General features: G+C 63.5%; 13 protein-coding genes. 7 read left to right on the top strand and 6 right to left on the bottom strand.

Annotation, left to right across the window (positions count from 1 at the left end; all coding sequences use genetic code 11):
• Positions 1-35: 35 nt before the first annotated feature.
• Positions 36-971 (bottom strand): LysR substrate-binding domain-containing protein, encoded by a 936-nt coding sequence (locus tag AC0Z8Z_RS12645; RefSeq protein WP_485619333.1) that lies wholly within the window; start codon positions 969-971, stop codon positions 36-38.
• A gap of 174 nt (positions 972-1,145) precedes the next feature.
• On the opposite strand from AC0Z8Z_RS12645, the gene AC0Z8Z_RS12650 reads away from it, so the two are divergent.
• The 4 genes from AC0Z8Z_RS12650 to AC0Z8Z_RS12665 all read left to right on the top strand — a co-directional run bounded on the left by AC0Z8Z_RS12650 (position 1,146) and on the right by AC0Z8Z_RS12665 (position 4,993).
• Positions 1,146-3,386, top strand: coding sequence for a heavy metal translocating P-type ATPase (locus tag AC0Z8Z_RS12650; RefSeq protein ID WP_485619334.1), 2,241 nt, complete (start codon positions 1,146-1,148; stop codon positions 3,384-3,386).
• The gene (gene cueR / locus AC0Z8Z_RS12655) at positions 3,383-3,796 is read left to right on the top strand and encodes a Cu(I)-responsive transcriptional regulator (RefSeq protein WP_122538532.1); all 414 of its coding nucleotides are present in this window, start codon (positions 3,383-3,385) and stop codon (positions 3,794-3,796) included. Before AC0Z8Z_RS12650 ends, cueR begins: the two co-directional genes overlap by 4 nt.
• Before the next feature lie 194 nt (positions 3,797-3,990).
• A complete protein-coding gene (locus tag AC0Z8Z_RS12660) occupies positions 3,991-4,563 on the top strand; it encodes a cytochrome P460 family protein (protein WP_485619335.1) in 573 nt (190 codons plus the stop codon).
• Between the two features lie 85 nt (positions 4,564-4,648).
• On the top strand, positions 4,649-4,993 hold the full coding sequence (locus AC0Z8Z_RS12665) for an MmcQ/YjbR family DNA-binding protein (protein ID WP_485619336.1): 345 nt from the start codon (positions 4,649-4,651) through the stop codon (positions 4,991-4,993).
• Positions 4,994-5,024: 31 nt separating this feature from the next.
• On the opposite strand, the gene AC0Z8Z_RS12670 is transcribed toward AC0Z8Z_RS12665, so the two are convergent.
• Together AC0Z8Z_RS12670 and AC0Z8Z_RS12675 are read right to left on the bottom strand one after the other, a co-directional pair.
• A complete protein-coding gene (locus AC0Z8Z_RS12670) occupies positions 5,025-5,468 on the bottom strand; it encodes a DUF1294 domain-containing protein (RefSeq protein ID WP_485619337.1) in 444 nt (147 codons plus the stop codon).
• Positions 5,469-5,475: 7 nt separating this feature from the next.
• Positions 5,476-6,306, bottom strand: a complete 831-nt coding sequence (locus tag AC0Z8Z_RS12675) for an undecaprenyl-diphosphate phosphatase (RefSeq protein ID WP_485619453.1) — start codon at positions 6,304-6,306, stop codon at positions 5,476-5,478.
• Positions 6,307-6,662: 356 nt separating this feature from the next.
• Here AC0Z8Z_RS12675 and pnuC point away from each other — a divergent pair, with 356 nt between their 5' ends.
• Both pnuC and AC0Z8Z_RS12685 read left to right on the top strand, forming a co-directional pair.
• Positions 6,663-7,226, top strand: coding sequence for a nicotinamide riboside transporter PnuC (gene pnuC / locus AC0Z8Z_RS12680; RefSeq protein WP_205483069.1), 564 nt, complete (start codon positions 6,663-6,665; stop codon positions 7,224-7,226).
• Between the two features lie 5 nt (positions 7,227-7,231).
• Positions 7,232-7,756, top strand: coding sequence for an AAA family ATPase (locus AC0Z8Z_RS12685; protein WP_205483068.1), 525 nt, complete (start codon positions 7,232-7,234; stop codon positions 7,754-7,756).
• Between the two features lie 52 nt (positions 7,757-7,808).
• Here the strand turns inward: AC0Z8Z_RS12685 and AC0Z8Z_RS12690 are convergent, their stop codons facing one another.
• Positions 7,809-9,146, bottom strand: coding sequence for a sigma-54 dependent transcriptional regulator (locus tag AC0Z8Z_RS12690; RefSeq protein WP_485619338.1), 1,338 nt, complete (start codon positions 9,144-9,146; stop codon positions 7,809-7,811).
• A gap of 388 nt (positions 9,147-9,534) precedes the next feature.
• Between AC0Z8Z_RS12690 and AC0Z8Z_RS12695 the strand changes: the two genes are divergently transcribed.
• Positions 9,535-9,801: a hypothetical protein gene (locus AC0Z8Z_RS12695; protein WP_062381945.1), complete on the top strand. Its 267-nt coding sequence runs from the start codon at positions 9,535-9,537 to the stop codon at positions 9,799-9,801.
• A 35-nt stretch (positions 9,802-9,836) separates the two neighbouring features.
• Here AC0Z8Z_RS12695 and AC0Z8Z_RS12700 read toward each other — a convergent pair whose 3' ends face one another.
• A complete protein-coding gene (locus AC0Z8Z_RS12700; protein ID WP_485619454.1) occupies positions 9,837-10,415 on the bottom strand; it encodes a vWA domain-containing protein in 579 nt (192 codons plus the stop codon).
• A 101-nt stretch (positions 10,416-10,516) separates the two neighbouring features.
• Positions 10,517-11,557: a magnesium chelatase ATPase subunit I gene (locus AC0Z8Z_RS12705; protein ID WP_485619339.1), complete on the bottom strand. Its 1,041-nt coding sequence runs from the start codon at positions 11,555-11,557 to the stop codon at positions 10,517-10,519.
• Positions 11,558-11,634 lie beyond the last annotated feature (77 nt).

The raw sequence follows: 11,634 nt of genomic DNA on the forward strand, positions 1-11,634 counted from the left end.
AAAGACGTTGATCTGGATCTGGATCTTCAAAGAGCTCAAAGATGCCCCGCCAACTCACATGCCTCCCGATCCGCCTTCGCATTCACCCCAAAATCCTCCGCCAGCAAATCCACCAACCCCCGCACCGACGGCAACAACCCCCGCCGCGACGGGAACACCGCATGAATCAACCCGCTCGGCGGCCGAAACCCCGGCAACACCTCAACCAGCCGCCCCTCATGCAACGAATGCCGAATCATGATCTCCGGCATCTGCACCACCCCCACCCCCTCAACCGCCGCCCGGTGCAACGCATCCAGATCAGACGTCACAAAGCGCGGCTGATGGGGCACCTCAACCCGCTTATCGTCCGGCCCGATCAACGCCCAGCGGTGATCCCGGTTTGCCGGGGCCAGATCCATACTCGGCAGCCCCAGCAAATCCTGCGGCGTACGCAGCGACAAACCCTCCACCAACGACGGTCGCGCCACCAGCTTCTGGACACTCTCGCCCAACACCTTCATCACCAGATTCTCATCGTCCAGCGGCGGAAACCGCACCCTCAGCGCGATGTCATAGCCCTCCCCCAACACATCTACCCGACGGTTGGTGCTCTCCACCTGAACCTGCACTTTCGGGTGCAGCACCAGAAACCTGGCGATCGTGTCGCTCACCCCCATGGCCCCCAGTGCCGGCGGGCAACTGATGCGCACGATGCCCTGGGGTTCGGACCGCGATTGCTCGACCACCTTCTCGGCGGCATCGGCCTCCACCAGCATCGCCACACAGTGCCGGTAATAATCCAGCCCCACCTCGGTCACGGTGAACTTGCGCGTGGTGCGCTGGATCAGCCGCACACCCAGGCGATCCTCCAGTTGCCCGATGCGCCGACTGAGCTTGGTCTTCGGCACCTCGATCTTGCGCGCGGCGGCGGCGAACCCCTTGTTCTCGACCACCTGCACGAAGTAGTACAAATCGTTGAAGTCGTACACGGTATGCCGCTCGCCTGGCCAAAAGGGCTGAGATTGTCGCAGGTTGCAAATGGGCTGTCCTGCATGCCCCGGGCAAACGATCCGCCAGAAAAAAACCATCACGGCACGCCCCTTGACCTTGCCAGAAGGGCAAGGTTGATCCTTACTGCCATTCGACTCACCGGAGTGTCCACGATGCCCAGTCCCGCCACATTCGATCTGCCCATTACCGGCATGACCTGCGCCAGCTGCGCAGGCCGGGTCGAGCGCGCCCTGCGCAAAGTGCCGGGCGTTCAAGTCGCCACGGTCAACCTCGCCAACGAGCGCGCCCACGTCGAGGTCAGCGGGCAGATCGATCCCGCCGTGCTGTTAGCCGCCGTCGACAAGGCGGGCTACGGCGCCAGCCTCGTTCAGGATTCAGCCGTCCAGCAGGCCGACCAGCGCCAACGTCACGACACCGAGCGCTGGCAGTTGGTCGTGGCCATTATTCTCGCGCTGCCATTGGTGCTGCCGATGATCCTGCAACTGTTCGGCGTCCACGGGATGCTCCCGGCATGGCTGCAGTTCGCCCTGGCAACGCCGGTGCAATTTCTCCTCGGCGCGCGCTTTTACATAGCCGCGTGGAAAGCCGTGCGCGCCGGCGCCGGCAACATGGATTTGCTCGTCGCGCTGGGCACCAGCGCCGGTTACGGGTTGAGCGTTTACCAGTGGCTAAGCGCTGCGCCCGGTACGATGCCGCACCTGTACTTCGAGGCGTCGGCGGTGGTCATCGCCCTGGTCCTGCTCGGCAAATACCTGGAGAGCAGCGCCAAGCGCCAGACCGCCAGCGCGATTCGGGCGCTGGAAGCCTTGCGCCCCGACCGCGCGATCCGGCTGGTGAACGGGCAGGAAGTGGACGTCGCCATCAGCGAATTGAGCGTCGGCGATACGGTGGTAGTAAAACCCGGCGAGCGCTTTCCGGTGGATGGCGAGGTGATCGAAGGCCAGAGCCACGCCGATGAAGCCCTAATCAGCGGCGAGAGCCTGCCGGTGCCGAAACAGCCCGGCGACAGGGTCACTGGCGGCGCGATCAATGGCGAAGGTCGGCTGCTGATCAGCACCCGGGCGCTGGGCGCGGAAACCGTACTGGCCCGCATCATCCGTCTGGTGGAAGCCGCGCAGTCTGCCAAGGCGCCGATTCAGAAGCTGGTCGACAAAGTCAGTCAGGTGTTCGTGCCGGTGGTCTTGTTGATAGCGATCGCCACACTGGCCGGCTGGCTGATGGCCGGTGCCTCGCTGGAGAGCGCATTGATCAACGCCGTCACCGTGCTGGTCATCGCCTGCCCCTGCGCGCTGGGGCTGGCCACGCCCACCGCTATCATGGCCGGCACCGGCGTGGCCGCACGCCACGGCATCCTCATCAAGGACGCCGAAGCCCTGGAACGCGCCCATGAAGTCACCACGGTGGTGTTCGACAAGACCGGCACGCTGACCTCCGGCACGCCGCGCATTGCCCACATGGTCGCGCTCGACGGTGATGAAAACAACGTGCTCGAACTGGCCGGTGCGCTGCAGCGTGGCAGCGAACACCCATTGGCCAAAGCGGTGCTGGACGTGACCACAGAGCGCGGCCTGCAGCTGGAGACCGTCAGCAACAGCCGCGCGCTGGCCGGGCGCGGGATCGCTGGCACCCTGGGTGGCCGCGAACTGGCGCTGGGCAATCAGCGCCTGCTGCAGGAAAGCGGCTTGCTGCCAGAAAGCGGCCTGACCGGAGACGCCCTGCACGAGCGCGCTCTGGCCTGGGAGGCGGAAGGCCGCACGCTGTCCTGGCTCATCGAATTGAGCCCGCAGCGTCAGGTGCTGGGCCTGTTTGCCTTCGGCGACACGCTCAAGACCGGCGCCGTTGAGGCCATCGCGCAACTGAACGCCCGGCACATCAGCAGCCACTTGCTGACGGGTGACAATCGCGGCAGTGCGAGAATCGTCGCGCAGGCTCTGGGCATCAGCGACATGCACGCCGAGGTCTTGCCTGCCGACAAAGCCGCGACCGTCGTGTCCCTGAAGAAAACCGGCGTGGTGGCGATGGTCGGTGACGGCATCAACGACGCCCCCGCCCTGGCCGCTGCCGACATTGGCATCGCCATGGGCGGCGGCACGGACGTCGCCATGCATGCCGCCGGCATCACCCTGATGCGCGGCGACCCACGGCTGATTCCCGCCGCCCTCGACATCAGCCGCAAGACCTACGCGAAGATCCGCCAGAATCTGTTCTGGGCCTTCTTCTATAACCTGATCGGCATTCCGCTGGCCGCGTTCGGCCTGCTCAATCCGGTGCTGGCCGGCGCGGCCATGGCCTTGTCGAGTGTCAGCGTCGTGAGCAACGCCCTGCTGTTGAAAACCTGGACACCCAAAGACGACCCCAAAGACAAGCCCAACCACACGGGAGACGCGTCATGAACATCGGACAAGCCGCCAAACGCAGTGGCCTAAGCGCCAAGATGATTCGTTATTACGAATCCATCGGCCTGCTGCCTGCCGCTGCCCGCACCGACAGCGGTTACCGCCTGTACGGCCCGGACGAGTTGCACACCCTGGCGTTCATCAAACGCTCGCGGGATCTGGGGTTTTCCCTGGAAGCGGTCGGCAAACTGCTGACCCTGTGGCAGGACCGCGGCCGCGCCAGCGCCGACGTCAAGGCGCTGGCCCACCAGCACATAGCCGAACTCAATCAGAAAATCGAGGAATTGGCCGGGCTGCGCGACACGCTGCAGAACCTGGTCAGCCACTGCCAGGGCGACCGCCGCCCGGACTGCCCGATTCTGGCGGACCTGGCGTCCAATGGCGCTCGCATCCATCAGCCCGTGTAACGCCTGAAGGCCCGCGCGCCGCCGGATCATTTCGCCCCGTGCAATGCTGGATTGCGGGATTGGGTCATTCCGCTGCCTTTCAGATCGCGGGATGATCGGCGTGCGGCGATAGATCAGCTCTGAAGTCCTGCCCCCACCGCCGAAGCGCCATTCAACGCTGCGTTCACCTTTGTCTACCCACGGGAGAATCTGTGATGACCCGGAACATGCGTTTTGCCTCGGTGACCGCCAGCGCGCTCTCCGCATTGATCGGTCTTACATGGCTCGGGCTTTCGGAGTTCGGGCTGTCATCCGATGCGCGGGCTGAATCACCCCAGGACGCGCCACCCGACGCCTCGCCGGTGTTTGGCGTAACGCTGCCACCGGGGTACCGCGACTGGCCGTTCGTGAGCATCGCCCATGAAGCCGGGGACAAACAGGACATCCGGGTCATCCTCGGCAACGACATCGCCATGCAAGCCTTCAGAGACGGCACCCGGCCATTTCCGGACGGCGCGATCATTGCCCGCCTTGCCTACAACTACGAGGTGTCGGCACAGAACAACGCGGTCTTCGGTCGTGAGCAATCGTTCGTCGCGGGGGACCCGACCAACGTGCAGATTGAAATCAAGGATTCGAAACGCTTTGCCAGCACCGGCGGCTGGGGTTATGGGCAATTCGAAGAGGGCAAAGCCAACCCCAGCGAGAAACTCGCCAACACCTGCTTCGCCTGTCACAACAAACTGCCGGCCGCGGCCGACCTTATCTTCACCCGTTATTCCCGCTGATGCCTGGGCGGGAAAGGAGCAGCTTCGACTGCGATACACTCGCCAATCCGTGCGTGAATGCACCCTTTGAAACCGGACACAGCCGATGGAAATTGAAGACGTCGCCGCGTTCTGCCTGAATCTTCCGGGCGCGCGAGAGGATTACAAATGGGGCGGCATCAGGGTGTTCTCCGTCGCAGACACCAAAATGTTCGCCGTGATGGGCCTGGCGGGCAACGACCTGTCGTTCAAGGTCGGCACCGAGCTGTTCCTCGGCTACGTCGACCGTCCGGGCGTGCGACCTGCGCCGTACCTCGCCCGCGCCCACTGGATCACCCTCACCTATCCGTTCGCCATGGGCGAAGACGAGTTGAAGGAATTGCTGACCCGCTCCCACCAGTTAGTGGTCGGCAAACTGTCGAAGCGCCGGCAGGTGGCACTGAAGCTGTGACCGCGCCCGTCCAGAGTCGTAGGTGATTCGTTTAAAACAGGTGGCGCGAGATCAGGCGACCGCCGAACAGCAGACGGTCGATCCAGAATAATTCATGCAGCAGCACAATCAGCCAGAACACCAATTGGTAGGAAAACTTGCGGGTCTTGTGGCGGAACACCTGCTGGGCCAGCAGTGCGCCGGGCCAGCCACCGAGCAGTTCCATCCCGTGCAGCAGCTTTTCCGGCGTACGCTGGCCGCCGTGCCGGGCCTGCTGCTTGTCGTAGCCGTACAAGGCAAAGGCAATAACGCTCATCAGCGCGTAGATCGCCGCCGGCAGCCAGCTGCCGCCGCGCGTCCAATACGTCACGACCCCGTAAACCGGCAAGCCGCACAGCAACAAGAGCGCCAGGAGCTTGAGTTTCAAGAAGCGCACCGCAACAGGCTTGCCAGCAGCCGGTCGACCCGGGTTTTGCGGTTCAAAGCGTTGAGTCATTGAAAGATCAGCCCTGCACGCTGGACCAGTCGACCCAGCCGAATTGCCAGGTCGCCAGAATCAGCAAACCGAAGGCGATGCGGTACCAGGCGAACACGTCGTAGCTGTGGGTGGCGATGAACTTAAGCAAGCCGCGCACGGCGATCATCGCGAAGATGAACGCGGCGATGAAGCCGATGGCGAACACTGGCAAATCGTCGGGCTGGAACAGGTCTCGGTATTTGTAACCGGAGTACACCGAAGCCGCGATCATGGTCGGCATCGCCAGAAAGAACGAAAACTCGGTAGCGGTTTTGCGCGACAGGCCGAACAGCAGCCCGCCGATGATGGTCGAGCCCGACCGCGAGGTGCCGGGGATCATCGCCAGGCATTGCGCGAAGCCGACCTTCAAAGCATCCACCCTCGTCATCTCATCCACGGTTTCGGCGTGAATCGCATGCTCGCGGCGCTCGGCCCAGAGCATGATGAAGCCGCCGACCACCAGCGCAACGGCCACGGTGACCGGGTTGAACAGGTATTCGTGGATCAGGTCGGAAAACAGCACCCCGAGCACCATGGCCGGCAGCACGCCGATGATCAGGTTGAGGGTGAATCGGCGCGCCTCGGGCCGCGTCGGCAAACCGCTGACGACGTCGAGGATCTTGCGGCGAAACTCCCACATCACTGCGAGGATCGCCCCCAGTTGAATGATGATATTGAACGCCATCGCGCGCTCGCCGCCAAAGCCGATCAGATCAGCGACGATGATCTGATGGCCCGTGCTGGAGATCGGCAGAAATTCCGTCAGCCCTTCTACAACCCCAAGTATCAGCGCCTGTGCAGCGGTCCAAAGATCCATCATTCCCCCGGCTGGAACCTGCTCATGGCAAGGCTCTCTTGATTTGTATTACAAACTGTTGCGCGAACGATAAACGGTCGCGCGTAAAAAAAGCATGAACGCTGAAGCGGTCTGGCTCGGGCATGAGCGCGGCGATGCTAGCAGACCTTTCTGACGAACGCGCTAGCATCAATACTGGCGCGAAGCCTTTGACGTTCGCCCCGTGCCCGTTACATTTTCTCTATGAGCGCCACTGGATGCCCTGACGCTTTTCCGCTGCCTTTTCAGACGCTTCCGACGCATCATCGCCCCCCACCTCGGGCGATAAAGCGCCTACAATCGCCGACCCGTTTTCCACCGTCTCTTCAGGAGTTGCCATGTCTGGGCTTGAGCTGTTCGCCGCTGCACTCGGTGTCATTGCCGTCTGGCTGACAGTCAAACAGAACCCGTGGTGCTGGCCGATCGGCCTGGTCATGGTGCTGCTCTACACCTGGATCTTCTTTGACGTGAAGCTTTACTCCGACATGCTGCTGCAGGTGGTCTACGCCGGGCTGCAGCTGTACGGCTGGTGGCAGTGGACCCGACGGGGCGCGGCAGACACCGGCCGCCTCGTAACCTCGCTGGGCAGCGGCAGTCTGTTGCTCAGTCTGGCCGCCGGCGCGGTAGTCAGCCTCGTGCTTGGCGCGGCCATGGCCCACTTCACCGACGCTGCGCAACCCTGGCTTGACGCCACACTGACCGGCTACAGCCTGGTGGCGCAGGTCTGGATGGCGCAAAAGCGCGTGCAGTGCTGGCCGCTGTGGATCCTCCTCGACGTCATCTTTGTTGGTCTGTTTCTCTACAAGGCGCTGTACCTCACCGCCGGCCTCTATGCCCTGTTCACCCTGCTCGCCGTGCAAGGCTGGCGTGACTGGCGCGCCGACCCTGCGCTGGCGCGTTGACCGGGATGAAAGTGCTGGTACTGACAGGGCCCGAATCCAGCGGCAAGAGCTGGCTGGCGGAAGAGATCCAACGACAGTTCGGTGGCGTGCTGGTGGGCGAATACGTCCGCCAATACATCGATGAGGTGCAGCGGGACACCGTTTACGCCGACATCGATGTCATCGCTCACGAGCAACTGGCACGGGAAGACGCCGCCCGCGCAGTCAAGCCGGCACTGCTGATCCTCGACACCCATTTACTCAGCAACATCCTCTGGAGTCGTACGCTGTTCAACGACTGCCCGGCCTGGCTCGAAGCCGCCCTCGTCGAGCGCCAGTACGATCTGCACCTGTTGCTATCGCCCGACGGCGTCGAATGGGTCGGAGACGGTCAGCGCTGCCAGCCGGATCTGGGCGAACGCCAGGCATTCTTCGAGGCCAGCCGGCAATGGCTGGTGGCCCACGGGCAGCCTTTCGCTGTGATTGAAGGAAGCTGGAGCGACCGCAACGAACATGTGCTGCAGCGGGTCGCCCGGTTGATCAACGGCTGAATGCAAAACAGCCGGAAGGTGGGCGTCGGGGCATAAATCGCCCGACGCCAGATCAACGAATCTGATGTTTGTGCAGCAAGCGATAGAACGTGGGCCGCGAAATGCCCAGCACTTTGGCCGCTACGCTGAGGTTGTCGCTGTGACGGGTCAACACATCACACAGCGCTTGCCGTTCCGCCCGGGACTTGTACTCATCCAGGGTGGCCATGCTGGAGCTGATTTCCTCTTCACCCAGTAAGCCGAGGTCAAACGCTTCGATCTGCCGCCCCTCTGCGAGCACCAGCCCGCGACGCACCCGGTTTTCGAGCTCCCGCACGTTGCCGGGCCAGTCGTGCTTGCCCATGGCGACCAGCGCGTCCTGACTGAAATTGCGCGCCCGCCGGCCGGTCTCCCGGCTGTAGAACTGAGCGAAGTGATTGGCCAGCAACGCCAGATCGCCGTGCCGTTCACGCAAAGGTGCGGTGCTCACTTGCAACACATTGAGCCGGTAATACAGGTCTTCACGAAAACGCTTCATGCGAATCGCCGCTTCCAGGTCGACGTGGGTCGCCGCCAGGACCCGTACATCGACCGGGATGCGATCGCCGGCCACCTGGATGTGCCGATCCTGCAAAAACCGCAGCAGGTTGGCCTGCACGTCCAGGGGCAGATCGCCAATTTCGTCGAGAAACAAAGTGCCGCCGTTGGCTTCTTCGATGCGCCCCGGCTTGCGCTGGCGTGATGCGTCGGCTGTCTCCCCTGCGTCGCCGAAGAGCTCTTCCTGCAGCAAACCGTTCGAAGCCGCCCCGCAGTTGACCGAAATAAAGGGCTGCTCGCGGCGCTGGGATTGTCCATGCAACGTGCGCGCGATCAATTCCTTGCCTGTCCCGCCTTCGCCTCGAATCAGCACTGGCGATTCAGTGGGCGCCAGCTTGCCCAGCAGACGCCGCAACTCGCGCATCGGCCGGCTTTCCCCCAGAAGTTGCTGCCCCGGGTTCTCGCCAACAGGGAAACCATTGGAATGGCTGGCGTCTTTGGCTCGCAGTCGCGCCATCCCGTAGGCGCGGCCCAACGTGACCTGCACCCGCGCGACATCGAAGGGCAAGGTATGGAAATCGAAGAACCATTCGCAGACGAAATCACCGATGTGCTCGCGGCGCAGGTCCTCGCTGGTCAGCACGGCGATCCATTCGGTGTTGCTTCGGGAAATAAGGGATTTGACCACTTCGGGGTGGGCGAAATGCTCGGGCAGCAGGCGGATAAGGCCTACGTCGCAGGGACGCAACGCCGCCTCTTGCAGGGTGCAGCTGTCGACATCCCAACCCGCGATACGCAAGCCGGGGACCAGCTGCAGACATTCCTCGCACGGTTCGACGATCAGCAGGCGGCGGATGGAGGCCAGATCATGCATGTTTGATTCCTTGGCGCCGGGGTCGCGTAGTGATCCATGGAGAAAACGTTCTTATAAACAGTGGCTTGTGAAGGCCGATTGACACCATAGCAAGATTTTTGACACGCCCTTGGATCGATTCTCTATAAGCCTAAGATCGAAACGTGCTTAGCAGCAGCGTGCGAGATCGAGCGTCGCTGGGCATGAAAACCCCGGCGCCGGAACAGCTCACCCAGGCGCGGGAAGGAAGCGCGACCTAACCTTCGTTCAAAATAAATCAGGAAATTTCAGGAATGGGTGTGACTCAGTCGTGGGGGACGGTCATCAGTACAGGTAGCGACACCAGTCACCACCGAGCGAAACGCCCGCCGCCGGTGCACCACGGATACGGGCACTTTGAGGACAGTCCATGAACGCCCCCTTGCGCTTCAACGATGCTTTGCTGATTGCCGGTCACGCCTTTGAACCCTTCCAGTGCGTGGCCTGGGCCCCACAGGATGGCAACGGCGAGCTGAGCCTGACGGTCGTCGACCGCACCAGCACCCGCATTGGCCGCAAGCAGATCCCCAGCAGCGCCTACTCCGATCCGAAGCAACTGGCGCAGTTTCTTGAACAGGCCCGTGCGGAGATCAGCGGTGAAGGCTACAGCCTTGAGCCGTGGACCATGCCGGCCTGAGACCTGCTGATCACACACCTGCCGGCGACGCGCGCTCAGCACTCGTCGATGTGGCGGTAGTCAGCGTCTAGTTGCGCGGCGATGTCCCGGGCGCGGCCCAGTCGGATGGGCCCGCGCTCGATGTCGATCAGCAGCACGGGGCCGCTGAACAACGGAAGCGGCTGCGCCGGTCGTGCGGATAGCACCGGCATGTCCTTGACCCGCCCGTCCGTGAGAATCAGCACCCGTTGCTGTTCCGCCGGGCAGCGCTTCTGCCGCTTGGCTGACCAGGCCGCGGCTTGGTTGATCGCATCAAACAGCGGCGTGCCGCCCCCAGCGCCTAATGCATCCAGCCAGGGCTGCAACGTAGCGCTGGCCTTCAGGCCCTGATGCTGCCAGCGGGCGCCCGTGCCGCTGGCGGTGAGCAACGCCAGTCTGGCGCGCTGCCGATAGGCACCGTCGAACACCCCTGCCAATAACCCCTTCGCCTGACTCAACGCCTGATTGCGTCGGGTCGATGCCGACGTGTCGACGATCACCAGCCAGAGCTGTTCCGGCCGGCGACTGCGGGGTTGATGCACCAGATCGGCACGAACCCGAGGGCGGCCGCGCAGCAACGTCGGCAGCCAGGCAATGGCGCCGTCTGCACCTGAGCGTGCGGCGCCATTTTTACCGCCACCCGCTGCGCCCGGTCGAGGGCTGGCATTCGCCCCCTTCGACAGGCGGGGGCGAATGCCTAGGGCTTTTTTGGCCAGCGGGGCACTTCTTTGCGATTACCGGTTTGCACGCTGCGAGCGGGTAGCTCGCCCCAATTGCCCTCGCCTGATTCTGGCGCGTCATGTTGCGGCCGAGCACCGTCATCGGGTGTCGGCGGGTTTTGCTCTGACGGCGCAGGCGGCTGAGGCTGGGAGTGATGGGGGGGTTGCGGCTCGCGCCGACGGTGGCGCAGGGCGAAATCAGCCACGGCGTCGATGTCCGCTTCAGTGATATTGGCTCCGCCACGCCAGGCCGCATGGGCACGGGCCGCGCGCAACCAGACCAGATCCGCCCGCAAACCGTCGACCCCGGCGGCAAAACAACGCTCGGTGATCAGGCCCAGACTGACGTCATCCAGCTCGATGCTCGGCAATAGTTCACGGGCGGTTTCACAACGGGCCTTCAATGCCTGCTGTTGCGGGGCCCATTGCGCGCAGAACGCTTCAGGGTCGGCGTCGAAATCCAGCCGGCGGCGAATGATCTGCCCGCGCTGGTGCGGCACTGTCTGCCCGCTCAACGCCACGTTCAGGCCGAAACGGTCGAGCAATTGCGGCCGCAGCTCGCCCTCTTCGGGGTTCATGGTGCCGATCAGCACGAAGCGCGCCGCGTGGCGATGGGAGATGCCGTCGCGCTCCACCAGATTAACGCCGCTGGCGGCCACATCCAGCAGCAGATCGACCAGATGGTCGGGCAGCAGATTAACCTCATCGACGTACAGCACGCCGCCGTCCGCCTTCGCCAGAACCCCAGGGGAGAAAGCCGCGCGGCCCTCGCCCAGTGCCGCGTCAAGGTCCAGCGTACCGACCAGCCGCTCTTCGGTGGCACCCAGCGGCAGCGTGACGAACTGACCGCTGGCCAGCAGATCCGCCAGCCCTCGAGCCAGGGTCGATTTGGCCATGCCGCGGGGCCCTTCGATCAGCACGCCGCCGATTTTCGGGTCGATGGCGGTCAGGCACAAGGCGAGCTTCAGGTCATCGGCACCGACGACGGCGGCCAAGGGAAAATGTGGGGTGTCGGTCATGTTCGATTCTCGTCAAGCCGCAGGTCAGTCACGTTGTTCAAGCCCGTCAGGTGGCTGTGCGCACTGCCGGGCATGCA

The sequence above is a fragment of the Pseudomonas sp. 1L-C-7-B-C1 genome (genome assembly GCF_057291635.1).

What these genes read in the sequence shown, in the direction of transcription:
- AC0Z8Z_RS12665 (WP_485619336.1), top strand. Translation starts at nt 4,649, where the DNA reads ATGGAAATTGAAGACGTCGCCGCGTTCTGCCTGAATCTTCCGGGCGCG.
- pnuC (WP_205483069.1), top strand. Translation starts at nt 6,663, where the DNA reads ATGTCTGGGCTTGAGCTGTTCGCCGCTGCACTCGGTGTCATTGCCGTC.
- AC0Z8Z_RS12690 (WP_485619338.1), bottom strand. Translation starts at nt 9,146, where the DNA reads ATGCATGATCTGGCCTCCATCCGCCGCCTGCTGATCGTCGAACCGTGC.
- AC0Z8Z_RS12705 (WP_485619339.1), bottom strand. Translation starts at nt 11,557, where the DNA reads ATGACCGACACCCCACATTTTCCCTTGGCCGCCGTCGTCGGTGCCGAT.
- AC0Z8Z_RS12685 (WP_205483068.1), top strand. Translation starts at nt 7,232, where the DNA reads ATGAAAGTGCTGGTACTGACAGGGCCCGAATCCAGCGGCAAGAGCTGG.
- AC0Z8Z_RS12670 (WP_485619337.1), bottom strand. Translation starts at nt 5,468, where the DNA reads ATGACTCAACGCTTTGAACCGCAAAACCCGGGTCGACCGGCTGCTGGC.
- AC0Z8Z_RS12650 (WP_485619334.1), top strand. Translation starts at nt 1,146, where the DNA reads ATGCCCAGTCCCGCCACATTCGATCTGCCCATTACCGGCATGACCTGC.
- AC0Z8Z_RS12675 (WP_485619453.1), bottom strand. Translation starts at nt 6,306, where the DNA reads ATGGATCTTTGGACCGCTGCACAGGCGCTGATACTTGGGGTTGTAGAA.
- AC0Z8Z_RS12695 (WP_062381945.1), top strand. Translation starts at nt 9,535, where the DNA reads ATGAACGCCCCCTTGCGCTTCAACGATGCTTTGCTGATTGCCGGTCAC.
- cueR (WP_122538532.1), top strand. Translation starts at nt 3,383, where the DNA reads ATGAACATCGGACAAGCCGCCAAACGCAGTGGCCTAAGCGCCAAGATG.
- AC0Z8Z_RS12660 (WP_485619335.1), top strand. Translation starts at nt 3,991, where the DNA reads ATGACCCGGAACATGCGTTTTGCCTCGGTGACCGCCAGCGCGCTCTCC.